At 53.0% G+C, this 25366-nt stretch carries 26 protein-coding genes; 11 read left to right on the forward strand and 15 right to left on the reverse strand.

Translation table 11 applies throughout. The features are described 5' to 3' along the window. Positions 1 to 33: 33 nt before the first annotated feature. Complete coding sequence (locus OS112_08180; protein ID WAC04437.1) at positions 34 to 447, forward strand: polymer-forming cytoskeletal protein; 414 nt, start codon at positions 34 to 36, stop codon at positions 445 to 447. Here OS112_08180 and OS112_08185 read toward each other — a convergent pair. Genes OS112_08185 through OS112_08200 form a run of 4 tightly spaced genes read right to left on the reverse strand, consistent with a single transcriptional unit; the run spans position 412 to position 3940 of the window. Further along, on the reverse strand, positions 412 to 1113 hold the full coding sequence (locus OS112_08185; protein WAC04438.1) for a DUF116 domain-containing protein: 702 nt from the start codon (positions 1111 to 1113) through the stop codon (positions 412 to 414). The genes OS112_08180 and OS112_08185 overlap by 36 nt on opposite strands. Before the next feature lie 25 nt (positions 1114 to 1138). Beyond that, positions 1139 to 2182 carry an S-methyl-5-thioribose-1-phosphate isomerase gene (mtnA, locus tag OS112_08190; protein ID WAC04439.1) on the reverse strand — a complete coding sequence of 348 codons (1044 nt, stop codon included), beginning with the start codon at positions 2180 to 2182 and terminating at the stop codon, positions 1139 to 1141. Continuing rightward, complete coding sequence (locus tag OS112_08195) at positions 2179 to 3459, reverse strand: CoB--CoM heterodisulfide reductase iron-sulfur subunit A family protein (protein WAC04440.1); 1281 nt, start codon at positions 3457 to 3459, stop codon at positions 2179 to 2181. Before OS112_08195 ends, mtnA begins: the two co-directional genes overlap by 4 nt. Then, on the reverse strand, positions 3452 to 3940 hold the full coding sequence (locus tag OS112_08200; GenBank protein WAC04441.1) for a gamma carbonic anhydrase family protein: 489 nt from the start codon (positions 3938 to 3940) through the stop codon (positions 3452 to 3454). Before OS112_08200 ends, OS112_08195 begins: the two co-directional genes overlap by 8 nt. Positions 3941 to 3976: 36 nt before the next feature. Between OS112_08200 and OS112_08205 the strand changes: the two genes are divergently transcribed. Further along, positions 3977 to 4435 carry a phosphopantetheine adenylyltransferase gene (locus tag OS112_08205; GenBank protein ID WAC04442.1) on the forward strand — a complete coding sequence of 153 codons (459 nt, stop codon included), beginning with the start codon at positions 3977 to 3979 and terminating at the stop codon, positions 4433 to 4435. Here the strand turns inward: OS112_08205 and pyrI are convergent. After that, entirely contained in the window at positions 4428 to 4901 is a 474-nt protein-coding gene (gene pyrI / locus OS112_08210; GenBank protein ID WAC04443.1) for an aspartate carbamoyltransferase regulatory subunit, read from the reverse strand. The two genes, OS112_08205 and pyrI, sit on opposite strands and share 8 nt — an antisense overlap. Next, positions 4898 to 5797, reverse strand: a complete 900-nt coding sequence (gene pyrB, locus OS112_08215) for an aspartate carbamoyltransferase (protein WAC04444.1) — start codon at positions 5795 to 5797, stop codon at positions 4898 to 4900. The genes pyrI and pyrB overlap by 4 nt, the downstream gene beginning before the upstream one ends. Positions 5798 to 5959: 162 nt before the next feature. Between pyrB and OS112_08220 the strand changes: the two genes are divergently transcribed. The 4 genes from OS112_08220 (at position 5960) to OS112_08235 (ending at position 10268) form a co-directional block, all read left to right on the forward strand. Further along, positions 5960 to 7051, forward strand: a complete 1092-nt coding sequence (locus OS112_08220; GenBank protein WAC04445.1) for a DegT/DnrJ/EryC1/StrS family aminotransferase — start codon at positions 5960 to 5962, stop codon at positions 7049 to 7051. 1 nt (position 7052) lies between these two features. Then, positions 7053 to 7967, forward strand: a complete 915-nt coding sequence (locus tag OS112_08225; GenBank protein WAC04446.1) for a Gfo/Idh/MocA family oxidoreductase — start codon at positions 7053 to 7055, stop codon at positions 7965 to 7967. 12 nt (positions 7968 to 7979) lie between these two features. Continuing rightward, a complete protein-coding gene (locus OS112_08230; protein ID WAC04447.1) occupies positions 7980 to 9413 on the forward strand; it encodes a nucleotide sugar dehydrogenase in 1434 nt (477 codons plus the stop codon). 81 nt (positions 9414 to 9494) lie between these two features. Further along, complete coding sequence (locus OS112_08235) at positions 9495 to 10268, forward strand: DUF169 domain-containing protein (GenBank protein ID WAC04448.1); 774 nt, start codon at positions 9495 to 9497, stop codon at positions 10266 to 10268. Between the two features lie 188 nt (positions 10269 to 10456). Here the strand turns inward: OS112_08235 and OS112_08240 are convergent, their stop codons facing one another. Beyond that, positions 10457 to 10825 (reverse strand): hypothetical protein, encoded by a 369-nt coding sequence (locus OS112_08240; GenBank protein ID WAC04449.1) that lies wholly within the window; start codon positions 10823 to 10825, stop codon positions 10457 to 10459. 664 nt (positions 10826 to 11489) lie between these two features. Between OS112_08240 and OS112_08245 the strand changes: the two genes are divergently transcribed. From OS112_08245 to OS112_08255, 3 genes are all read left to right on the forward strand, one after another. Next, positions 11490 to 11690, forward strand: a complete 201-nt coding sequence (locus tag OS112_08245) for a hypothetical protein (GenBank protein ID WAC04450.1) — start codon at positions 11490 to 11492, stop codon at positions 11688 to 11690. Next, entirely contained in the window at positions 11687 to 11977 is a 291-nt protein-coding gene (locus OS112_08250; protein WAC04451.1) for a hypothetical protein, read from the forward strand. Before OS112_08245 ends, OS112_08250 begins: the two co-directional genes overlap by 4 nt. Positions 11978 to 12525: 548 nt before the next feature. Then, positions 12526 to 13029: a hypothetical protein gene (locus OS112_08255; protein ID WAC04452.1), complete on the forward strand. Its 504-nt coding sequence runs from the start codon at positions 12526 to 12528 to the stop codon at positions 13027 to 13029. A 217-nt stretch (positions 13030 to 13246) separates the two neighbouring features. Here the strand turns inward: OS112_08255 and OS112_08260 are convergent, their stop codons facing one another. The 8 genes from OS112_08260 to OS112_08295 all read right to left on the reverse strand — a co-directional run bounded on the left by OS112_08260 (position 13247) and on the right by OS112_08295 (position 23376). Next, positions 13247 to 16678 carry a PKD domain-containing protein gene (locus OS112_08260; protein WAC04453.1) on the reverse strand — a complete coding sequence of 1144 codons (3432 nt, stop codon included), beginning with the start codon at positions 16676 to 16678 and terminating at the stop codon, positions 13247 to 13249. 235 nt (positions 16679 to 16913) lie between these two features. After that, positions 16914 to 18029 carry a PKD domain-containing protein gene (locus OS112_08265; GenBank protein ID WAC04454.1) on the reverse strand — a complete coding sequence of 372 codons (1116 nt, stop codon included), beginning with the start codon at positions 18027 to 18029 and terminating at the stop codon, positions 16914 to 16916. 5 nt (positions 18030 to 18034) lie between these two features. Then, the gene (locus OS112_08270; GenBank protein ID WAC04455.1) at positions 18035 to 18997 is read right to left on the reverse strand and encodes a DUF6345 domain-containing protein; all 963 of its coding nucleotides are present in this window, start codon (positions 18995 to 18997) and stop codon (positions 18035 to 18037) included. A gap of 50 nt (positions 18998 to 19047) precedes the next feature. After that, a complete protein-coding gene (locus tag OS112_08275) occupies positions 19048 to 20067 on the reverse strand; it encodes a hypothetical protein (GenBank protein ID WAC04456.1) in 1020 nt (339 codons plus the stop codon). 420 nt (positions 20068 to 20487) lie between these two features. Next, the gene (locus OS112_08280) at positions 20488 to 21213 is read right to left on the reverse strand and encodes a methyltransferase domain-containing protein (GenBank protein ID WAC04457.1); all 726 of its coding nucleotides are present in this window, start codon (positions 21211 to 21213) and stop codon (positions 20488 to 20490) included. Next, complete coding sequence (locus tag OS112_08285; protein WAC04458.1) at positions 21210 to 21551, reverse strand: nascent polypeptide-associated complex protein; 342 nt, start codon at positions 21549 to 21551, stop codon at positions 21210 to 21212. Before OS112_08285 ends, OS112_08280 begins: the two co-directional genes overlap by 4 nt. Before the next feature lie 3 nt (positions 21552 to 21554). Further along, entirely contained in the window at positions 21555 to 22031 is a 477-nt protein-coding gene (locus OS112_08290) for a pseudouridine synthase (GenBank protein ID WAC04459.1), read from the reverse strand. Next, positions 21976 to 23376, reverse strand: coding sequence for a DHH family phosphoesterase (locus OS112_08295; protein WAC04460.1), 1401 nt, complete (start codon positions 23374 to 23376; stop codon positions 21976 to 21978). The genes OS112_08290 and OS112_08295 overlap by 56 nt, the downstream gene beginning before the upstream one ends. Positions 23377 to 23404: 28 nt before the next feature. Between OS112_08295 and OS112_08300 the strand changes: the two genes are divergently transcribed. Then, positions 23405 to 24829, forward strand: a complete 1425-nt coding sequence (locus OS112_08300; protein WAC04461.1) for an NAD(P)H-hydrate dehydratase — start codon at positions 23405 to 23407, stop codon at positions 24827 to 24829. Further along, positions 24822 to 25292, forward strand: coding sequence for a cyclic pyranopterin monophosphate synthase MoaC (moaC, locus tag OS112_08305; protein WAC06159.1), 471 nt, complete (start codon positions 24822 to 24824; stop codon positions 25290 to 25292). Before OS112_08300 ends, moaC begins: the two co-directional genes overlap by 8 nt. Positions 25293 to 25366: the final 74 nt, after the last annotated feature.

Consider the following 25366-nt stretch of genomic DNA (forward strand, 5'->3'; position numbering starts at 1 on the left):
CCCGCACCCAAACCTCAACTACCATGAGGAGCAATGGCAAAGGTATTCCAGAAGGGAGACACGTTCTTTGCACAGAGAGGCGCGTATTTTGACGGCAATGTCAGGATCGACGGAAATTTCATCGTACCTGCACACACGCATTTCTGGGGCAGGCTCAACGTCAGCGGACAACTCGAGCTCGGCCCCCGCTCAAGCGTAGCGCTTGGCATCTCCTGCGGTAGTGCCATCATCGGGAGTAATGCACGGATTAAGGGGCCGATCGTCGCAACTGGGGATGTCACCGTGCTTGACCATGCCATCGTGCATTCCATACAGGCAGACGGTAAAGTGATCCTGCGCCAGGGCGTCCGTGTAGGCGACGTTGCAGCAGGCGACACCCTGTTTATTCACGGTAAAATCAAGAGCGGGAAGTTAATCGGAAAGAACGTAAAAGTCCTGGGGGACTGAAGACGGATCGGCACCGAGGATCGCTATTTCGTATACGTCAGACCAGTTGACCAGGGTCTCAACACATCCCTCTTTTGCGGTTACAACCCCCATTGCCACGAGCCCGATCTTATCAGCCATGTCAATACCCTCTTTTACCTCAGAAAGGCACCCGATACCGATGATCGCTTTCGGCCTGTATTTTTTAACCATCCGTTTGATGAACGACGACCCGGGGACGACAAAGACCCGGTAGCCCATCTTTTCCAGAAGAAGGTGAGTCTGGCCGATGGTGCACTGCCCGCATGCCCGGCATTTGAGCCCTTCAGGGGTCAGGTGGGCCGGGCAGCGGGAAGAACGAAGACACTGGGGCAAAAAGATCGCACGATCGACAACAGGCACCCGTTCGAAGTCACTCTTGCTCATCGTGTTGTGGAGTTTGATGAAAAATGAAAGCATCTCACGGTCTTCAAGGCCCAGCAGCCGGAAGATCGCCTTTGCAAACCCTTCTGTAAAGACAAGCCCTGCACGTAAAAATCCCGGGAAATACAGCCTGCCCTTTTTTATCGAGTGGAGCGATATGATTACCAGTACAAATGCGAGCAGCACCATGCCAAGAATGATGATGACCGTAACCACACCAATGATCGTCATCAGCCCTTCATACGGTGCAAGTGAGAGATCCATACCGGTAAACGCTCCGTTTGGTGTATTATCTGATCGTGCGGTGATACGTTAATGCTTTCATATCAATAGGCGGGTGCAGGACGCCCCGTTCGGTGATGACAGCGGTGACCAGTTCCATCGGGGTCGCGTCAAATGCGGGATTTTTCACCTTCACCCTTTCCGGGACAATGGTGCGTGTCCCACATCGGGCTACCTCATCCCTCGAACGCTCTTCAATCATTACCTCTTTTTCAACAAGATCCGAGTCAAATGTCGAGATCGGAGCTGCCACGTAGAACGGGATCCCGTGATACCGGGCACATACCGCGTGCATGTAGGTGCCAATCTTGTTAAAGACCGCGTCGCGGGTGATCCGGTCCGCCCCGACAACGACGCAGTCGATGGAGGATGTGCGCATCAGGTGCGCTGCCATGGAATCGGTGATCACGGTCACATCGATCCCGTCACTTAAAAGTTCCCATGCCGTCAGGCGGGCACCCTGAAAAAGCGGGCGGGTCTCGCAGGCGATCACCTTAACGTCCTTTCCCTGCCCGGCAGCAGACCGTATCACGCCAAGTGCCGTCCCCCATGACTTGCAGGCGAGTGCTCCGGCATTGCAATGGGTAAGCACCGTGCACCGTTGAGGGAGCAGTGACGTCCCATGTTCCCCAATCGCGTGGCAACATGCTTCGTCCTCGCGAGCAACTGCCTGTGCTTCAGCCATTGCGATCGTTTTTGCTGCACCGGCAGACTCCGCTTTTTCCAAAGCGCCAATGACCCGGTTGACCCCCCATGAGAGGTTGATCGCTGTCGGTCGCGTGGAGATGAGAAAATCGCCATTCCTGCGCATCTCTTCGAGAAATTTCTCAGTATCCCTTTTTTTGCACTTCGCTGCTGCAAGCGCTATGCCAAACGCCCCTGCAACACCGAGAGCGGGAGCGCCACGGACTTCAAGCCTCCTGATGGCAGTAGCGAGCCGCCGGACTGTCGTGCACTCGACAACAATATAGCGCCCGGGCAGCTTCGTCTGGTCGATATACCGTATACATCCGGCACTATCGTCCCATGCAATGGTATCAGCTCGTTTCACGCTGACCGCGTCCTTGTAGCATCGATGAAGGCACGCATTGCTGCAGACCCTGCATGCGCAACAGAGTCGGGGATATCTTTCGGGGCAGTTGTTGTCCCGGCAATATAGATGCCTGGTTTAATGGTTGAGACGGTATCCACTGCATCGTTTAAAGGTTTGATAAACCCGGTCTCCTCCAGCAGGATCCCGAGCCGTTGGGCGATGACTGCACTATCCCGGGCGGGCCCGATTCCGACGGACAGGACAACAAGGTCAGGGTGCAGGAGGACGACTTCGCCGTTCTCGGTATTCTCGACCTGGATGACCATTCCCCCGTTATCAGTTCGCACATCGGACGGCATACCATGCAGGAACCGTATCCCCATCGATTTTGCCCGTTCGAAATATTCTTCATATCCCTTGCCGTAGGCTCGGATGTCAATATAGCATATGGTGACCTCGGTCTCCGGGTGCTTTTCCTTGATCAGGATTGCATTCTTGATCGCCTGCATGCAGCAGACGCATGAGCAGTACGGGCGACCTATGCTCATATCCCGCGAGCCCACGCACTGGAGGAATACAACGCTTTTTGGCACCTCCCCATCACTCATGCGCATGAGATTTCCCATTGTAGGACCGCTTGCATTGATCATCCGCTCAAGCTCGAGGCTCGTGATAACATCAGGCAGGACAAGGTGACCGAACTGCCCTTTTTTCCGGGCATCAAAGACCGTATACCCGGTGGCAACAATGACGCTGGCGGCCGGAATCCTGACCGTTGTCACCTCGTCATTTTTCCTGATAGCATCGAGCCCGCATACGTCATAGCACAACCCGCATTCGATACAGTGATCGGCATCTTTGATGACAATATCCGGAACCGGTTGCGGCTGAGGTTTATAGATTGCCTTCCGTATACCGATACCTGCATCGAACCGGTTGTACACCTCGACCGGACAGACCTGGATGCAGTCCCCGCACCCGTTGCAGAGCGACTCGTCGACATATCGCGGGTTCTTTTTGACAGTCACAATAAAGTTGCCTACGTCACCCTCGACCGACTCCACCTCCGAACAGGTGTAGATTCTGATGTTTTTGTGACGACTGACTTCGGCCATCTTGGGGGAAAGGATGCACATGGAGCAGTCATTCGTGGGAAATGTCTTGTCCAGCTGCGCCATGTGCCCGCCGATCGATGGCTCGCGGTCGACAAGATGGACAACAACACCGTGATTGGCAAGGTCAAGCGCTGCCTGGATGCCGGCAACACCCGCCCCGATTACAACCACGTCACCCATGGGCATACTCCGTCGCGAGCTGGATGTACGACCGCGCGTTGGTCAGGATGTACTCTTTCTGGGCACTGGTCGCCTGTTTGATCACTTTTCCGGGAACCCCAACAACAACAGAACCCTCCGGGATATCAGCCCCCTCGGTGACAACAGCACCTGCTCCGATCAGCGAACCAGAACCGACTTTGGCACCGTTCAGGACAATTGCCCCCATCCCGACAAGCACCTGGTCGCCGAGCGTGCACCCGTGCAGGATCGCCCCATGCCCGACGGAAACGTTGCTGCCGATGATCACCGGGTGTCCTTTGCTCGTGTGGACAACGCAGTTATCCTGGACGTTCGAGCCTTCACCGATGATAATCCGGTCTTTGTCAGCCCGCACAACCGCTGAAAACCAGATGCTTACGTTCGCCGTGAGGGTGACATCCCCGATAACCGTTGCATTGGGGGCAACAAAGAGCGGGTTGCCGACGACCTTTCCATCCATACCCATAATACCATAGGAAATTAACGTACAGAGAGTATGAAGGTTATGGTAGGAGGTACGTTCGACCCCCTGCATGACGGACACAAGAGCCTCCTTAACCGGTCTTTCGGTCTTGCCGGAAACAAAGGGCAGGTCGTGATCGGGCTCACCACCGACCCTTTTGCGAGCAGGAAAATCCACCCGACCCGGCCATTTGATATCCGGAAGAAAGAGTTAATCGACTATATCTCCGGCCAGGATTTTACCGCAGAGTGGGTCGTTGAACCACTCAGTGACCGGTTCGGTTCTGCCCTTGACACGGACTTTGACGCAATCGTCGTATCTGAGGAGACCCTCCCTGTCGCAGTGGAGATCAACCGGCTGCGTCGCGAACGGGGAAAAAAGAAGGTGGATATCCACCAGATCACATGTGTGCTCGCAGAGGACGGACACTGGATCTCATCAACAAGGATCTGTCGGGGCGAGATCGATGTTCACGGGAACCTGATCAGATGATGTGGCTTGTCAGATCCTTTGCTATTACCCAGTCGCAGTACGTGCAGTGAAGCCCTTTTGGCGTGACAAGAAACCTGCTTCGGATCGGCTCGTTTGTATTTGAGATGCAGCCTGGGTTGGGGCAGCGGACGAGCCCTTCGATCATGTCAGGAATTTCGACCCCCTTCTTTTCACAGACCTTATAGTTACGGATGATGTTTATCGTTGCCTTGGGTGAGATCAGCGCAATCCGATCCACCTCTTCTTTGGAGAGTTCACGGTTGGAGAGCTTCACGATATCTTTCTTGCCCATCTGCCCGCTCAGGACGTTGGTGGCAATGGAGAGCGCTTCCTGGGTTGTGCCGGTGATGCCGAGGATCTTTACGACATTGAGCGCTTCACCCGGTGCAATATGATCGATGACCGTGCCGTTCTGGATACGCCGCACCAGCAACCCTTCGTTCTCTGGATCCTCCGTCTTTTTCATTGCAGCACCTGCAGGAGCATCGCCATCCTCACCGGGACGCCGTTTTTGGACTGTTCAAAGTACTTCGCATGGGAGAGCAGGTCAACCCTCGGATCGATCTCATCCACCCGGGGCAGGGGGTGCAGGACGATCGCCTGTTTTTTTGCGTCCTTCAGCAGTTCAGGGGTGATCCGGTAACTTGAAGCGACATTGAAGTAGGACGCGGAGTCCGGGAACCGCTCGCGCTGGATCCTTGTCACGTAGATCACATCGACATTGGTGATCAGGTCTTTGATGTTGTCATGCTCGGTGATCTCCATGCCTTTTTCTGAAAGGTCTGAATGAAGGGAGGTAGGGAGTTCGAGCCCCTTGGGAGAAACTGTATGGAGGTGCACATGATACAGGGAGAGTGCCGATGCAAGGGAGTGCGCAGTCCTGCCGTAGCGCAGGTCCCCTATGAGTGCTACATTAATCCCGTCAAGCTTCATGGACTGCCGGATCGTATAGAGGTCGAGCAGCGTCTGGGACGGGTGCTGCCCGGCGCCGTCTCCCGCATTGATCACCGGCACACTGGCAAACTGTGCAGCAAGCCGTGCCGCTCCTTCCTTGGGGTGCCTTATTACAATCGCATCGGCATACCCGCTCACCACCCGGATCGTATCTGCAAGCGTTTCGCCTTTTGCAATCGAGCAAGCTTCAACGCTGCCCACTGAGATGGACGTGCCGCCGAACCGTGCCATCGCCGCTTCAAAGCTCATCCTGGTTCGTGTGCTGGGCTCAAAGAAGAGCGTTGCAAGTATTTTTCCCATCAGCGCGTTTTTGTCGTATTTCTGGGCATCGATGCGCTTTGCATTGTCCAGCAGCCTGTCGATCTGCCTGCGGTCGAAATCCCCAATCGATATAATATGACGCGTCATCTCCCCTCCGTTCTCTCTCTGCTGTACATACGTTAGCGCGTGGGGTATTACCTATCTTTCGGGTACTGTCCTTTTTGTCCCCTGACCAAAGGAGAATGATATTATCCGATCGGGCAGCACCTGTATGTATACTATCCTGAATTAGTGTGAGGGAGAAAACCCGTGTATATTCCCATAGCAAAACCTGTCCTCGGCCATGATGAGATTGTCGCAGCAAGTGAGGTTCTCATGTCTGGCATGATCGCACAGGGTGAGAAGGTGGCCGAGTTCGAAAAGGCATTTTCCGACCTCTGCGGCACTACTCATGCGGTCGCCACCAGCAACGGGACAACCGCGCTGCATGCCGCCCTGCTTGCCGCCGGTATCGGCCCGGGTGATGAGGTGATCGTCCCTGCATTCTCGTTTTTTGCCACGGCAAGCAGCGTCTCCATGTGCGGCGCAACACCGGTTTTCTGCGATGTTGACGAACAGACGTTTAATATCAATGCCTCTCAGGTTGGGGAGAGGGTGACACCGAGAACAAAGGCGGTCATAGGCGTTCATCTGTTCGGCCAGCCCTTTGATGTGCCCGCTGTCCAGCAGGTCTGCGAGGCACACAACCTGACGCTGATCGAGGACGCGGCGCAGGCCCATGGAGCTCGCCTGAACGGTGAACGGGTCGGGGGCTTTGGGCACTTTGGCTGTTTCTCGTTCTATGCCACCAAAAATATCACGACCGGGGAAGGCGGCATGGTAACCACAAGCGAGAAGGCATTAGCAGAACGTCTCCGCCAGATCATCAACCACGGGCAGACGGAAAAATATCTCCATACGCGCCTTGGGTACAACTACCGCATGACCGATATCGCAGCAGCAATCGGGCTTGTGCAGCTCAAAAAACTGGAAAAATTCAACCTCCGCAGGAGGAAAAATGCAGATTACCTTACGGCAAATATCAGGTGCAAAGGGATCATCACCCCGTCAGTAGCAAACGGGGCATTCCATGTCTATCACCAGTATGTCATCCGGCTCACGCAAGAGTTCCCGCTAAAAAGGGCGGAGTTCCTTGATTTCCTGAAAACAAAAGGGATCGGGACTGCCGTCCATTATCCTCTCCCGATCCACCGGCAGCCGATGTATGCACTGGAAAATGATCCGGACCCCTGCCCGGTCTCCACAAGACTCAGCTCGTGCGTGCTCTCCCTGCCTGTACACCCTCTGCTTGACGGAAAGGAACTGGCATATATCTGTGATACCATCAACCGGATGGGATAGCATGGACGTCGGTGTGATCGGTGCAGGTGCCATGGGGAGAAACCATGTTCGGGTCTATTCAGAATTAAAAAATGTCGGGGCTGTCGGAGTATTTGACGTAAACCATACGGCCGCAAAAGACATTGGTGAACGGCACGGTGCCCATGTCTGTAATTCAGTTGAGGATCTTCTTGCCAAGGCAGAGGCGGTAAGTATCTGCGTGCCGACTCAGCACCATGCAGAGATCGCAAAGAAGGCATTTGCAGCAGGGTGTTCGGTCCTGATCGAAAAACCGATATGCGCCAGTTCAAAAGAGGCGCGTGAGCTGATGAGGACAGCACCGGAAGATATCTGTGTGGGGGTAGGGCATATCGAACGGTTCAACCCGATCGTTGGCGAGATCAAAAAGATCATGGATACGCCGCTCTATGTCGAGATGAAACGGCACAACCCGGCATCGGCACGGGTGAAAGGGAGCTCGGTGGTCGAAGACCTGATGATCCATGATATCGATATCCTGCAACACATTCTCTTTGAAAATAAGCCGTGCACGCTTCATGTGGCTGGAAATCCCGATGTGTGCAGCGTTCTAATACAGTGCGGAAAAGTTCCCGTCTCGCTCTCTGCGAGCAGGAAGTCGTCCAAAAAGATCCGGTTGATCTATATCGAACAGGAGGAGTTCACCATTGAAGGGGATTTTATGTCTCAGGAGGTGACCATCTACCGCAAGCCGGGCCAGTACCATGTCGAGGACGAACGGTATGTGCAGGAGAACATCATTGAAAAAGTGATGGTGAACAAGCTCGAACCCTTAAAACTCGAACTCGGGACCTTTGTCGATTGTGTAAAGTCCGGACACCCGTTCCCCATTACTCCCTCTCAGGCGATACGCAACCTCGAAATGTGTGAATCGATACGAACCGGGTTCTCCTCATAATAAGTGCTTCCTATGACACTGGCATCTCTTCTTAAAAAAAGGGGCCCCATCAAAAGGATCGGGGTTGTCGGTATGGGGTATGTCGGCATCCCCGCAGCTGCCCTTTTTGCCGCGTCGCCGAAGTTTGACTCTGTCTTAGGGTTCCAGCGAAACTCCCCATCATCCGGGTATAAGATTGCGATGCTGAACCAGGGCGAGTCCCCGATGAAAGGCGAGGAACCCGGCCTTTCCGATCTTCTTTTTAAAGTCGTGTCAAAAGGTAAATTTTCCTGCACCTCCGACTTTTCAAAGATTGCCGGGCTTGATGCGGTTACGGTCGCTATCCAGACACCTTTTGCCGATAATGACGACCTTCTGCCTGATTTTTCCGCGCTCATGGAGGGGCTTTCAGAAGTAGGCAGGCACCTTACGCCCGGCACGCTTGTTGTGCTTGAGTCTACGGTCACGCCCGGAACAACTGATGGATTTGCCCGGGAGATCCTTGAACGGGAATCGGGATTGAGGGCGGGTGTGAACTTTGCGCTTGCCCATGCGCCAGAGCGGGTCATGGTCGGCAGGCTGATCCGGAATATCCGGGAGCACGACCGTATCGTAGGCGGGATCGATGAGACAAGCACGCGGCGGGCCACAGAATTGTATGCGCCGGTCCTCACGACCGGGAAGGTCATCCCGATGACAGCACGGGCTGCCGAAGTGACCAAAACAGCGGAGAACACGTTCCGTGACCTCCAGATTGCTGCAGTAAACGAGCTCGCCCTGTATTGCGAGGCGATGGGGATCAATTTCTACGATGTCAGGGCCGGTGTTGACAGTCTTAAAGGCGAGGGAATCACCCGCGCCATGCTCTGGCCCGGTGCAGGTGTCGGAGGGCACTGCCTGACTAAAGACACGTACCACCTTGAACGGGGTGTCCAGCTGATGGGCAAAGGGGCTCTTGATTACCCGGAAGGCGAGCCTTCGCTCTATGTCCTTGCCCGCAGGATCAATGATTTCATGCCCGTCCATATGGTCCGGCTTACCCTTGAAGCGCTGAAACGGGTGAAGGTATCACCGAAAGGAGCGCGCATTGCTCTCCTCGGCTGGGCGTTTCTTCCGAATTCCGATGATACCCGCAACACCCCTGCCGAACCGTACCGTGACCGCCTGCTCAAAGAAGGTTCCTCGGTACAAGTCCATGACCCTTATGTCAGCGGGTATCAGGGGGTGCCGGTGCTGGGAGATCTGGATGATGCAGTCCGGGGCGCAGACGCGATCATCATCTTTGCCGGCCACCACCAGTACCGGGACCTTGACCCGGTCAGGCTCCGGAAACTGTCGGGAAAAGCCCATCCCGTGATCGTGGACGGTCGCAACATGGTCGATCCCGATGCATTCATACGGTGCGGGTTCGTTTACAAGGGAATCGGGCGGGGCGACAAGAACAGCCACGCGATCGTGAAAGTTTAATCCCTCCTAAATTTTTAAGTGCACGGTTCTGTTGGTCTTTTTTTAAGATTCCATTATATTCCGGGATACGGAGTACCTTGCATGGATATAACGATCCGCGACCGTTTCACTGCCCTCTGGCAGCAGTACTTCCCGGGTGCAGACCTCCCCATAACACTGGAATTCCGGCAAGAACCGGCTCTTCTAAAAAAAGTCCCGCAACCTGATGGCTGGCGCTGCCTTATCTGCCAGATCGGCCGTGTCAGGAACGGGACGACGCTTGCCTTCGAAGCCCGCTCGATCACCTGCGGGGGCGGGCTCATGTATGCAGGGTATTCCGACAAGCGCCCGCCGCACTTCCGGTATTTTCTCTCGCACGGGAAGGAAGGTGTTATTGAGGGCGAACGGTACAAACAGACGCCGGAGATTGTCGATGCCTGGGATAAGCTCATCCCTCCCTTTTCCCAGCAGGGAAAGGACTTGGTCTTTGCCCGGTGGGACAAGCTGACCGGAAAGGATAATCCCGGCGTGGTCATCTTCTTTGCCCGGCCAGAGGTCATGAGCGGACTTTTTACGCTCGCGAACTTCGACCGGAGCGATCCGAACGGGGTCATCTGCCCCATGGGATCGGGGTGTAGTTCCATCATCTACTACCCGTGGCTCGAGCAGCAGAAGGAAGACCCGAAAGTCGTGCTGGGCATGTTCGACCCGTCCGCACGGCCGTGCGTGCCTCCCGATGTCCTGACCATGGCGTTCCCGATGAAGCGGTTTTTAAAGGTGATCGGGTTCATGGAGGAGAGTTTTCTCACGACGAAGACGTGGGATACGGTGAAGAAGAAGATCGGGCGGAGTGTGGCACTCTCTGATAAAAAGTGAGATAAGAGGGGTACGCCTCCCGCATTCATCCCGTTTCCTTCCTCTTTTCCTTCCTCATCGCAGGTCCGGCACGGTGTCTGCCCACTCCTCCACCCGCCTGCGGATCGCGTTGTCGGCATAGGACGCAACCGTAATCCGGTCGCGGGCCAGGCTCACGAAATAGAATCCGTGTGCAGCGTCGTGGCACTTCAGGTAACAGAAAAGAGGTCAGCCTCCCGGACGTGGGAGACCTTCCAGCGGTGGGCGGCGATGTTGGCCATGTTGGTGATCATGGATGCGCTGCCGGTCTCGTACCCTTCAACCGAGTCGTACACTTCCGAGCTGGTGCCCACCTGCTTCCCGTTCCCGTCATGGTAAACGAACTTTGCCGTGTACCGCTCCCGCACCGGCATCATCGGCGGGAAGACCCGCTTTCTGGCATGGTATGCGGTGCACCCGAGCGGGTTTTTGACAATGAGCATCCGGACTACCAAGGAAAACTTCCCGATGTCCGGGAAAGGGTTTTTCAGCGTTCGCACGGCACTGCTGGTTCCGGGTCTCTTGCGGAAATGGGTCATGGCAACTCCTGCTCCCAGGCGTCCTGCAGGGAAAGGAGAATCATGTGGTCTGCAGGAGGTCTTCTGATTTTCTTTGTACTGGAATGAGCAAGAGCGCTAAATTCTTGGTGGTCGGTTGCGTGGGGTGACTGGGGGTCGCATGGGTACAAAGCGTGTTGGCGGCGCATGGTCCCGGTTCTGCTGGCTTATGCCGATAATTCCCTTTTCTTTGTCGTGATCAATGGGTCCGGACGGATGGTTACCAAGCCTTGCAACTCCAATGCCCGGGCGCTTTAAAGACATGTGTACCCATGCGACCCACACAGACCCTTCCGGTTTTTATGTAAAAATGAAGGAATTTTACTTCGGAAATTCACGTGCAGTCAGAAATTTTTAATGATGTGGGTCGCATGGGTACACACTGAATGGAGGAGTATTTTGCGGGCCGTGTGATGCCTGATGTGAGGCAGTTAGTAACGTTACAGATATTCTGTAATATTACAGGAAATCTGTAAGGTTAAGGACAGTTATTTTGCGCGTGAAAATATTTTTGGCGGGAAAATTTTTGGATTTTGAAGATATTAAGCGGGAAAACCCGGAAAGAAGGGAATAGTGTAGTGTGAATCTGCGTGTCATACGACATGTTGTAATGGTTTTAAGTATTTACAACGTTTACAGCATGATCATGTCAGCGGTGAAGCGGTTGCCGGTTTCCGAGAAAGTCTGGAAAGAGCTCGGAGCGATGAAGGGCGCCGGCCAGACCTATGACGATCTCATCGAGGATATGATCGAACGGGTCAAGAAAGCCCGGCTTGAGGAAGACGTGAAGATTTGGGAGAACTGCCCGGATTCGGAGTATGTGTCCCTTAAGGAGATCAAGGATTGACCTTCGAGGTGAAGGTCCGGAATACAGCCGATGCGTTCATCGCTACTGTGCCTGAAAAATCCCGCCGTATCATTAAAAACGCCCTTGAAGGTCTTGAGACAGCCCCGTTTCCCGGCAGCGGCGGTAATAAGGAAATAATTATTTTACGGGGCGGCAGGGAAATACACAGGCTTCACATTGCCCGGACCTATACCGCATTTTACAGCGTTGACAAAGAGACGCGGGTCGTCAGGGTCCATGAGATTCTCACGATTGAGCAGGCACACAAGAGGTACGGGCGGTTGTAGGCAATCACTTTTTCGTGCTGTCCGCAATGGCATAAGTCCGCGTGAGGGTGGGGAGGGTTTCTCAACAATAACCAGAACAGAGAATGTATTCATCCCTCCTGACATGGTATAGCGGATGATCGTGATTTTGATCTCCCTGACCAGGAACCGGTGTTTCCCGAAAGATTCGGGCAACCCCATCCCCGGTTCTTAAAAAATCTTCAGGGGAGGTTACCCAAAATATGTGCCTGACCCCCCCTAACCATCAGATTGTATCCGCAATTACTTTTCAGTCGTAAAATCGCATAAAAACCGGGCCTGAAAACAGAAATGGCCGGAGGGGGTCGCACCACTTTTTTTGGTGGAGGGAGGGGGCCCCCACCCCCCGCATCCAACCGTCCGCACGATCACGACCTGCACCATTTCCACGCCGTGAATATGGAGAAAAATGGAGAAGACGGGTTGTCCGGAACGGTACGCGAAAGGAGGTTGCAACCATAGCCGCATGACCCCCTCCGACCCCCCCTGCCCGGTGCAAGCAGTCCTGATACACAATAACGAGGACCCCCATGGCACAATTCAAACAGAAGAATACGGCGAAGAGTGCAGTTCACGCCCTTCGCCACCCCATTCCTGATATCGTTGCATTCAACACAGTCGTCAGGTCATTGATCCTCAAAAACCCGTTCGGGTGCACATCCTACATGAGCGCGAAGAAGAACCATCCCCCGCTCGAAACGGTACGGGAGATGTATACCGCGAAATTTGTGTACGAGAATACGAAAGGGAAGCAGATCGGATACGGGCTGGATATGTACAACTCCATCGACGGCTACCAGAACGGTATTGCCGCCGTGATCTCGAACATGGCAAACATTGCAGCGCATGGCGGGAAGGTACATCATGTCCCTGCTGCCGATCTCTTCTCGGTCATCCTGAAGTGCAACGACCCGAAGGCCGGGCTGTACTTCCTGAGTATCGCCCGCGATCGGGTGACACTCTCCTCATACAATGATGAGGGGATCCGCTCCCGGGTAGAAAAGTGGGCGGACGGGGTGCCGGGGCTGAAGTAAGGGGAGTCCTGAAGGGACGCGCCCCTAGAGAAGAACCGGGTTCTTCGATTAATCAAATGTCGAGGACATGAGATTGGAGAAGAATGAAGTTCTTCGATTTGGCCGGGGTTGACAGGAGATTGTTAAAATGGTCGAACAAAAAAGGCGGGGCGTGATTCCCTGCCTTTTCATTAATCCCTCATACCATTCAGAAAATCACGATTACTACCATTGTTTCCTATTCAATCACTCTGATCGTATCACTCCCACGAAATTCGATTGGATTTCCGTTCACAATCACGTTTCCAACCACCGTGAACGTAACCGCATCACCCGGAACAATCCCGACCAGATCCTGTCTCTCGAACTTTGCAATATATTCACCCCCTCCTGTCGCGTGTCCACTCTTTGCGTGAGCGCCTTCGCACACAAGCGAAGCGACATCGATATTATTCACGTTATATCCCGAAGGCAGGGTGATGAACGCGGTAAAAACACCTTTGCTTTTCAGGTTGAGGGTTTCGGGTTCGATTCTGATTGTCGCCGGAATTGTGCCTGGTGTCGGGGTTGGTGTCGGAGTCGGGGTCGGTGAAGTAACGGTGATGTAATCCGGCTTCGTGATAGTATCGCTACCGTCAGGATTTGTCACTGTCAGGGACACGGTAAATTTTCCCACGGCTGAATAGACATGGACCAGGTTCCGACCTGTTGCAGTCACTCCGTCACCGAAGTTCCATGACCAGCTGGTTGGTGATCCGGACGAGGTATCCGTGAACGCGACTGCAAGAGGTGTATTGCCTGACGTGGTGTTGACCAAGAAATTGGCAACCGGTAGAACCGGGGATGAAACAGAGATATAGTTCACTTTGGTAGCGGTATCACTGCCGTCCGCGTTGGTTACATGCAGCGAGACAGTATAGATGCCCGCCGATGAGTAAACATGGACCGGGTTCCGGTCCGATGACCCTGCGCTGTCGCCGAACGTCCAGCTCCATCCTGTCGGTGAACCCGTGGACAGATCAGAAAATGAAACCGCAAGAGGCACTTTCCCGGATGTGATGTTGGCAGAGAAGCCGGCAACCGGAGGAACCAGCGAAGTTACGATGATATAATCCGGCCGGGTCTCGGTATCGCTGCCGTCAGCATTTGCCGCGGTTAATGAAACAGTGTATTTTCCGGCGGTCGTGTAGATATGAACCGGATTTTGCACGGTTGATGTGGTACCATCGCCGAAGTTCCATACCCAACCATCCGGTGTATTGGTTGAAGTGTCGGTAAAGGCTATCACGAGAGGTGCATTACCGGTTGTGGCATTCGCGGTGAAACCTGCATCGGGCGGGATGCGTGGAAGGACGATTATGTAATCGGTCTTTGTTATCGTGTTGCGCCCATCGGCATTTGTTGCTTTCAGGGATATTGTGAACGTTCCGGCAGTCGTGTATATGTGAACCGGGTTTTGTTCAGGAGCACTATTACCATCACCGAAGTCCCATAACCACTGGGTTGGTGTATTGGCCGAGGTATCGGTAAAGGCAACGGTGAGCGGGTTTTTTCCAGATGTGACATTGGCAGTGAAGTTCGCAACAGGTGGTGAGAGCGAGGTTACCGTTATGTAATCCGGTTTTATTACTGTGTCATTGCCATCTACATTTGCTGCCTTCAGCAAGATTGTGAAATTTCCTGCTGTAGTGAATCCGTGTAATGGGTTTTTATCGGTAGAGTTAGTGCCATCACCGAAGTCCCAGTACCAGCTGGTCGGGGTATTTGTCGACAGGTCTCTGAACCCGACAAGCAGAGGGACAGTTCCGGAGACAGGATTTGCAGTAAAGTTTGCGGCCGGGGGTATGAGCGGGATAACAGTAATGTAATCCGGCAGCACTTTTGTATCGCTGCCATCAGTGTTTGTTGCATTCAGCGATACTGAAAATACACCAGAGGATGTATAGGTATGGATCGGGTTTTGTCCGGTGGAATTGGTACCGTCGCCGAAGTCCCAGTACCAGCTAGTTGGGGAGCCTGTTGAGGTATCGCTGAACGATACCGTCAGGGGAACTTTCCCGGAGATGGGATCTGCCGTGAAGTTTGCAGCAGGTATCGTGAGCGGGAAGACCGTGATATAATCCGTCCTTGTTAACGAATTGCTCCCAACAGCATTTGTTGCCGCAAGTTTTATTGCATAGGTACCTTGTGTGGAATAGACATGGGCGGGGTTCTGGTCGGTTGTGTTTGTGCCATCGCCAAAGTCCCACATCCAGTCCGTTGGTGAACCGGTTGAAGTGTCGGTGAAAGCGACAGCCAGCGGGACTTTGCCGGACGTGACGTTTGCGGTGAAATCGGCAACCGGGGGCGGGGATACGTTACCGACAATGATGTAATACTCTTTTGTCAGCCAGTACGGTTCTTCATGGGTTCCGTAGTACGTCAGGGTGACGTTATAGACACCATCAGAAGCATATTCATGGTAAATTGTCCGGGGTGATGGATATTCCTCCGGCCAGTAATAGCTGTCATCCCCGAAATCCCAGTACAATCCCAGCGCTTTCTCATAATCCTGAGTGAGATCGGTGAACGTAACATTCAGTGGGGCCGGCCCGCGTGTAGGTTCTGCGGTGAAATTCGGATATAATCCCTTGACAACGCTGATATAATCCGAGTAAGCCGACAACCTACTTACGTCATCAGTGACATTGAGAGTAACGGTATAGTCACCATATAATTCCCCGGGAGTTTCGTTGAAGATATGGATCGGATTCTGTAGTGTCGAATTTGTCCCGTCTCCGAAATCCCACGACCAGTTGGTGATAATACCGGTGGATGTATCATTGAACGCGACAGCCAGCGGTGCCATGTGGTTCTCCCAAGTATAATTCGATGTAAAGCCGGCAACAGGTGCAGGATTGGGATAGATGGTGATATAATCCGCTCTGGAGATCGTATCGCTGCCCAGATCGTTCCATGCCATGAGGTTGACGGTATAATTCCCGCCAGTCTGGTACGTATGCAAAGGATTCCGGAGTGTCGAATTCGACCCGTCACCGAAGTCCCAGTACCATTTTATCGGTGAGGCATCCGAGGTGTCGGTGAATTGGACGACCAGCGGGTAAGAGCCGACGGTGGGCGAGGCGGTGAAGTTGGCGAACTGGCGGGCGTAAACGAGAAACTTGATCCCATAATCCCCCGGTTTTGTCTCACCAACGAACACCCAGACCGGCTCTAAGTTGGTATCTCCATCACCTTTTTGATAATATCTTAGTCGGATAATATCGATAAATGCACTTACATTAGCCGGTCTCCAATCGTTTTTCATTGTCTCATCTCGCAACAATTTTTCAACCGCCTTCGTTGCGGGAATGATGGATACATTGCCGGTATAAGTCAGGGTCCTCCATCTTTTCCTGATCTCCAAGGGTTCACCATCCGAACCCAGTTCAATACGGATTCCATCAGTATCCCCATCAAGAGACAATCCGTTGACCCGTCTGCCAAAAGCAACGGTTGTTGTGACAGGTTTTTTGGATATAACTTCCCCGGTACCTGTTTGATGTTCTAAGTAATTCGTCTCGCTCCAGGAAAAAACTGCATCCGAGGGTAAACCACCATATTGTTCCATTACCCTCGTTGCCACTTCAGGGGCATCCTGTTCAGAGGTTACATTTTCTTTAGGGCTCATTACATCACCCAGTGCTTTAAATAAAGTATCCCCTTCACGAACGGTGGCGCGATAAACAGGTATGGAAGCAGGAACTTCAGGAACTGCGGCGTTGATCACAATACCTCTGGAAGAATTATCGATTGATATCGATGTCCCTTCATTGACCGGAGCTCCCTGTACTGGAATGATAAATCCTGAAAATCCGATCAGGATAACCAGTATTGTAATTAAAATTGGAAAATTCTCAAGAGGTTCACGGTTCCTTATCGTTCCTCATCGCAGTTGTTTGGTTTTCGATCAGCTTGGTTGAAGTAGTGTCAATATGTAGCGATTGATTTGGCAGAACCGTGATATAATTCGTTCTTGAAATTGTATCACTGCCGTGCTCATTCCAGACGGTGAGATTGACCGTATAATTACCAGATTTCAGGTAAGAGTGTGTGGTGTTCCGGAGTGTTGAGTTCACGCCGTCACCAAACTCCCAATACCATTCAACCGCAGCAGTTTGTGAGGTGTCAGTGAATGAAACAGGTTCTGATATAAAGACGGTTGTCGGCGTCCCAGAAAAGTCCGCGAATTGCCGGGCGTTGATGATATACTTGAGCCTGTTACCTTCCGGCTGTCTTTCACCAATAAACACCCAGACCGGCTCAAGATAGGTATCGCCATTTCCGGTTTCATAATACCGCAGGACAATAGTATCAATGAGGACACCGACATGATTCGTCGCCTCAAAATTTTCAACAGCCTTCGCTCTTGGAATGATGGACACATTACCGGAATAGGTCAGTGTCCTCCAGGTTTTCCTGAGTTCTAGGAGTTCGCCATTCGAACCCAGTTCAATGCGGATTCCATCAGTATCCCCATCAAGAGACAATCCATTGACCCGTCTGCCAAAGGCAACGGTTGTTGTAACTGGTTTTTTCGATATTACTTCCCCGGTACCTGTTTGATGTTCTAGATAATTCGTCTCGCTCCAGGAAAAAACAGCATCCGGGGGCAATCCTCCATACTGCTCCATCACTTTCCTGGCCACTTCAGGGGCATCCTGTTCAGAGGTCACATTTTCTTTAGAGCTCATCACATCTCCCAGTGCTTTATAGCGTATATCTCCATCACGAACGGTAGCATGGTAGAACGGTATGGATGACGGTGGGGATGAAGCGTTTATCGTAATAATCCCTATCGGTGATTCAATACTTGCGGATACAATTTCTCCCGGTTTAGTCCCATTGGACACCGGGCCTTTTTCCAGTTGTTTTTCATTTGTTAAGGCAGAGAACGGATTATTGAAAAACAATGATAATAAAATTCCTGCGCAGAAAATGGAGGTAATTATTATAAACCAGGTTTTCATAGTGATTTTCATTATTCTCAACTCTCCCTCACGCAATTCCAATGTTGATAGACATAATCATTATCATTCGGATATTCATCAGGCTCGATAATCCCATAACCGGGCAGATGATCATTTTTATATTGTTCTTCATTATCAAACCTGACAGCTCCCCCCACCGGAATTTTTATATTTGGATCATGGATATAATCCGGAGCCTGAATACTGTAATATGTATCAATTGTAGCATTTCTCCAGGCTTGTGCAAGAGGGTATTTCTCTTCTTTTGTGTAATAGAAGAATTGTTTTGGTAAATTCGTATTCCCCGACGTTGCTGTTGTAAATCCAAAAATACCATGAGTGGTGCCCAATGCTTTATTCCACAAAGGATCTCCTAAGGCGAGGCATACATCAAAAACCACCCATTTATTTTTTGTATTCCACCTTCCGGCAACATCTACAGGCGTAAGTTGGAAAGTGGTTCCATCACGTCTTAATAATGTTATACCAGATGATGATGGATCCGGATCATTTGGGTTATACCATCCATGACCCGTATGCCAATGAAATGTATTTTCAGCAAGTCCACCACCATTAAATCCGAGATCGACTGATGTTACATTGAGATCTTTATGATAAAAAACTGGTTCCCCCCATCCTGCAGATTTTAACTTATCAATTACTATTTGGCATTCTGTATCTTGCTGAAATCTGGAATCAGGTTCACTAAAGGGATTATAATATACGCTCGTTATCGAATACGTCTTCGTAATCATCGAAGCATCCGGTTGTGTCCCCAGCACAATCTTCTCCGGCCAGTTGTTCGTCTCAATCCTGAGATTGGAAAATGCCGGATTACCGGCCAGTGCATAATTGATATAAGTCCATAGGATCGGCGGATTGAGTGGGTTATCATTATTATCAGTAAATACGTAATTCCAGAATGTTGTATCCCCCACAAGATAATCTTCCGAAGGGAGACTGGTAACCCCGCTCAGCATAAGCAGGGTATCTACTCCTCCGCCCCGGCCTTCGATCAGCGAATTTGAGTTCAGGCTGAGCTCCGAACTATGACCGGACTGGTCAGAGGATCTGACACTCCATACAACCCTGATTGGATACAAGGGGGATAACCGTAGAGATTTGTACTGGATATATCCCCGGAGATGATGTCGCCGGTATTCACGATCTCCCGTGGGGAGAAATATCCCGTGATCCTGCCGTTGTAATCATGCATCCATGTGGTGATGTCCCATGTTTCGGGGTAATAATTCCATTCCAGGACAGATGCAAAGGCAACTGCTCCGTTGTTATTCACTTCGAATCCTTCTTCTTCGATGGCTAAGTACTGTACCTGATTTGGGGTTGTTGTCAGCGGCGGGCTGGGCACCTTCCATTGTGCAGAGTAGTTTTTAAGATATTCCAAACCCATGTCATCCGGGGTATCAAATGTCACCCGTTCGATCCAATACGCGTGGGGATTGTCTGCACCTGCAGTTGAAGCCCCGAGTGTTGTATAACCGGCCGATTTACCGGGAGTGGTTCTATCAGGGATATTATCATTTTCACCGGACTTTTCTTTGATCTCAACCAGAATCAGGTTATTGTTGGAAATGACATACGTAATGTTGTCTCTTTTATAGAGTACCGAACCCGAAGGAACTTCGTGAACACATGTTGCTGGTAGTTGTCCCCGGGGAGTCGGAACCAGCTTTGCCTGTGCGTCATCTGCCGCAAACAATTGTTGTCCCGTTGAATCGAATACAGTTGTCACTCCGTCTTTTGTGTGGTGAATGATCGATCCTGATGGGATCGTGACGGCAGCGGGAGTTTCAGAAGCAACAGCCATGCGTGCTTTCTGAGAAACTGCAGATCCCACGGACGGACTCAATTCCTTATCGATGATGATTTTTGATTGAGTCTTATCAAACTGCAATGCCGGGAGTTGATAGGTATCAACGTTAATAGTTCCGTTACTTGTTGTATCAGGTTTTGCAACGACATCCGAAACAACAATCCCTGACAGTAACAGGAATGTCAGGAGTATGATGCCAAATCCTTGTGATTCCATTCTTTATCCACCATTTTTCGTTGTCCGGTGGCACGATCCAAATCTTCATGAGGAGAGAAGATTATTGTATCATGCCTATTCGGCAGGATGAGGTTCCCCCAGATTTCCAGGTCAGGTGATCCTTTCCTTTTCCATTTTGACTTTAATCTGTATACATTCATAGCTGTGACGAATATTCATTGATGCGATGAATATAAACCCGCCAGGACCTAGATTTACACCCGCGAGCGGGATAGATTCATCTGAATCCTCAAGGATAGTTTTTCAGATTCCTGATATATTACAACCTATTTTAATATTACAAACCCATTGAAAATTTTAATGGCTTTGAAATACTTGGAGCAATTTTTTATTAGAGACCGGGTTCTCCAGTGCAGGATAAAAAATAGGCCTTCCCTAAATTCAATATGAATTAATAATTTACTTCCTCGCAATCGTCACATACCCCGAGTGACACACTGATGTCGAGGGCCTCGTCCCGCGTTTTGACCGTGTCATCTCCCGCTCGATCAGCTCGTGGGTATGGACTTCGGAAAACAACGTGGATGCTGCATCGACGACAGCCCCCATCTGCTCCAAAAAAGGCGTGTAGCAGGCGAGGTATCCGCCGGCCCTGAGCAGGGCATGTGCATGGATGATATGCTCCGAAGCGACCTGCATGTCAAGGTGCACGACATCGAAACTTCCTTTCGCTTCGAGGAAATCGGCGGCCACTGCCTCGACATTATCGAGCTTTGCCTCGGCAATGTTCTTCTGTGCCAGCGCTGAAAATTCCGGACGGATCTCGTAGGTCTTCACAGTTCCTGCCACCCCCCCGAAGTAGATCGCCGCAATGCCGCTGCCGGTGCCGGCATCCAGCACGTCATCCCGGCGGTTCATCCCGGTATAGGCAATGACAAGCCCGATATCCTTGGGCAGCATGGGTGCGCCGGAGCGTTTGCCGTGGGTAAAAAAGTCGGTCGGCCGCGGGATGCGGACGGTGAACTGGGAACCGTTGTGGGTGGTCACTACATCCCCGCCGTCCATCCCGATAAGCGTGCCGAGATCGACCTGCCCTTTGTCGGTCGAGAATGTGCCGGTGCCGGCCCGGATCCAGTATTCCCGGCCCTCTCCTACAAGCAGGACACGGTCATCCGGTTCAATCATGTTTTTGTGAGACGCAGGATGGCTTCGGCAATGTCGCCGTGTGTCGCAACAAGCGCACCTTTTGCCGCCTCTTCGGGAACGCCTGCCTGTGACGCGACCATGGTGATATCTTCCGTGGGGATCTCGGGTACAGGTTCCACAAAACGGGGCTGGCCGACAATCTGGTACGTGGTGACGCCCTGCATGGTCATGGCCGTCACTTCAGCCGCATCGAAGACATAGCTGCCCTTTGGGGTTTTGATCACGATCTCCTGCACGTCCTCGATTGGCTCGACATTCATGCCAAGCTTCTTCATCATCGCCTTCATCTGGCGCGGGTTCACATTTCCAGGTAGCATTGCTTATCCACTCCCCTGCCGTACTGTTACCGCTCTACCGTAATTAAATGCCAGCATCTCCGCACCGGAAAGCATCGCAGTCCCGCATGCGACCAGCCAGTCCTCTCCTGCAACCACCAGCACTTCGTCACCGGCCCGGATCGCAGGGTCCGCTGCAACAACATGCTTGGCAAAGGCATTCTTCCCCTGTGCCACAAACTCTGCCACATCGTCCCGGATAACCACACGGTACTGCGGCGGCAAAAGGATCGCGTGCAGGCGACGGGCTCCTTCGATGCCCAGCGTTAACCTGCCATCCTTCGCACGGACTGTCGCGAGACGTTTGCTATCCAGCATGACCTGGCGGATGCGCCCGGTGGTCGACAGGATAAATTCGCAACCCTCCGGAAAGAGGCCGGTGCCTGCCAGACCCCCGAACTGGAAATCAGCGATGGCCTGGACCCGACGCACAAGACTGTTCTTTGAGTATTCTGTTGACACGGGTAACAAACTCCTGTTCTGCAGTTCTTGGAATAAATGCTCCTGCTGCAATCTTATGCCCGCCGCCTCCGCCGCCATATTCTGCGGAGGCATCGCTGATCGCCTGCTGGAGGTCGATGCCGCGCTTCACAACCCGTTCGGTTGTCCGCATGGATACCTTTGTCAGGTTATGGTCTTCCGGCAGGGAGCACATGATCAGGATCGGTTTTGCACTGTTCAGTTTGGACAGGGCCATTCCCGCACCTATGCCGACAATCGTATCCGGGTAACGTGCCCCGACATGGATGTACTGGACACATTCGAGTTCGGTCACGCCGGTGTCCATGATAAAGCCGAGCAGGTCACGGATGATGGCGCGGTGGTTGGTGAGCATGTGCTCTGCCTCACGGTACGCGTTTCCGCGGTCACCCCGCAGGATCGCTCCCCCCACCTTCGGGCGCGCCCACCTGCCGCAGGCGTTTAAGAGCGTTGCGTATTCCTGCGCGTTGCGCAGCGGGGTGCGGGCGGGTTCATCAGGGAAATGGTAGGTCTCGGCAAGGAGCCGGTCTACCGGTTCGCCGTTGGCGATCAGCTGCTCTGCAAGCGCGGATATGATGGTCCGCCGGTCCTCCACCGGGTATTCCTCCCAGACAAGCCATTTCCCATCGACAGTCTGCTGGCGGACATTGAGCCGGCGCAGGAACTGTATTGCGCCCTCGGGGTTGTTGCTGATCCCTTTGATAAACGGGTCGTCATTGTAGGCAAGCGACAGGTAGAGCGGGCGCGTGGCAGTGCCGTAGCAGTTGAGATCCTTTTTGCGCACCTCGGTATTCCCGTGCCGCATGCCGTCCTCAACAATAATATCGCGTGCAAGCCCCACAAGGGCGCAGGTTTCCCGTGCCATCATATCACCGACATTACCGATGACCGCAAGCTTGGCAAGATCAGTATTTGACGTATCCATCGCCTTTGCGATCAGGTACGCGACACCGGCCGCACTCATTTTGCCGTGACCGCCGGACAGGCAGTTAACCTCCCGGTACTGGCGCGAACAGGGCTGGCTGACATGGTGGTCGACAATCAGGATCTCGTGCTCGAGAAAACCGCGCTCAAAAAGGAGGTTCTGCTGACCTGCTCCAAGGTCTGTGAAGATCTTATATGACGTATCGGCCGGCACCTGCGGCATGGTCAGCGGTTCCAGCTGCCGGACAAAGACTGATTTGCAGGGGATCCCTGTGCGGGTAATCGCCTGCGAAAGGATTGCCTCACTTGCAATACCATCGGCATCGATATGGGAGATGATGGTTATGTCGCCTGCCGCTGCGATCGTCTCTGCAGCTGCTTTTACATCATCACAAAAGCCCATCCTGCATATTAATAGGGACTTCTTACACATGAATTGTACTGGCATGTGGCGGGACGGTATCGAAGCATTCCTTGAGAAGGGAATCATCTCTCCGGCAAGGATGCGGGCAGTGGACAAAAATGCGGCCGCGCTCGGAGTGAGTTCACTCCAACTCATGGAGAGCGCAGGCAGGGCGCTTGCCGGGTGTGCGCTGGACAAGAATCCCGCCCGGGTTCTCATCCTCAGCGGTAAGGGTAACAATGGCGGGGACGGAATGGTGGCGGCACGCTACCTCCAGCACGGTGTGGAAACGGATGTCTGCTATGTAGACACCCGGGGGCGCTCCCCATCCTGCGAACACCAGCTCAAGGCGCTTGCCCATTGCAGCACCCGGCTCCATCCTGTCATGTGCAGGGATGATGTGCAAAACCTGCATGCCCTGTTTGAACAGGCGGACGTGATCATCGACGCCCTGCTTGGCACTGGCGCATCCGGCACACTTCAGGAACCACTCGCCGCAAGTGTTGAACACGCGAATGCATCACACGCAACGATCATTGCCGCAGATGTCCCGACACCGGGGATGCGGGCCGATGTGATCTGTGCGTTCCACCGTGCAAAGGTGGATGGGTCTCTGGTCATGGATATCGGCATCCCGGTGGAAGCGGAATGCTGTGTCGGGCCCGGCGATCTCCTTCTCCTGCCGGTGCGGCAAAAGGATGCCCGTAAAGGGGATGGCGGGGAAGTGCTCGTGATCGGCGGCGGCCCATACCAGGGCGCCCCCTATCTTGCGGGACTGGGTGCGTTGCGGGCGGGAGCCGACATTGTCCGGATCGCATCGCCGGTCTTCGAGCCGGTTCCTGACCTGATCTACGAACCGATGGGCGCCAAAAAGATTGGCAGGGAACATATCGAACAGCTCATTGCGCTTGTGAAGAACGCAGATGTTGTTGTCTGCGGTAACGGGCTTGGTTCCGAAAGCCACGACGTTGTCTGTGCCGTCGCTCCCCACTGCAAAAAAGCGGTCTTTGATGCCGATGCCCTGCGGCTCCCGCTGCCTGTGGCACAGCAGGAAACGGTCTATACTCCCCATGCTGGGGAATTTGCCCGGATCACCGGAAAATCCCTTCCCGGCGATCCGGTAGCACGGGCACAGGCCGCACTGGACGCACAGATTCCGGGGACGCTCCTGTTAAAAGGGCTGGTCGATGTGATCACGGACGGCACGCGGACACGGTTCAACCTCACCGGCTGTCCTGCAATGACTGTCGGTGGCACCGGTGATGTCCTTGCCGGTGTGGCAGCCGCCCTGCTCTGCCACATTCCTGCATTCGACGCAGCATGCATCGCTGCCTATGTAAACGGGAGGGCAGGCAAGGTCGTGGAAACGGAGCGGGGAAACGGGATGCTTGCCTCTGATATCGTAGACAGGATCCCTGCCGAACTGTTTTTGGAGCGTGAAGATTCTGGTTGAATTCACCCATATCAAAAGAGACCATGCACAGATGGTGGACGTGACGGAAAAGGATGATGTCGTACGCGAGGCGGTGGCATCAGGCAGGATCTACCTGCGGGATGAAACGCTTCGTGCAATCCATGAAGGAAAAGTCGTGAAAGGCAACGTGCTTGCCACTGCCCGTGTTGCGGCGACGATTGCGATCAAGGATACCCCCCGCATCATCCCCATGTGCCATACGATTCCCATCGGCGCCATCACGATTGATTTTGTTGAGGATGCCGGGTTCATTGAGGCGACAGTGCGGGTGAAGTCAATGGGAAAGACTGGGGTCGAGATGGAAGCGCTCACCGGGGTGTCTGTGGCATTGCTCACCATCTGGGACATGGTAAAATCGGCAGAGAAGGATAACAATGGGCAGTACCCTGTCACACGCATCGCAGAGATCCGCGTCCTTGAAAAACGCAAGGGCGGGAAGTAAAGCGGGACACACGAGCACTTTTATAACCCGCCGGCCATACTATTAAGGAACACGGGATCCGTCCCGTAAAAAAG

Origin of the sequence: Methanoregula sp. (genome assembly GCA_026625165.1) — an archaeon.
Lineage (GTDB): Archaea > Halobacteriota > Methanomicrobia > Methanomicrobiales > Methanospirillaceae > MVRE01.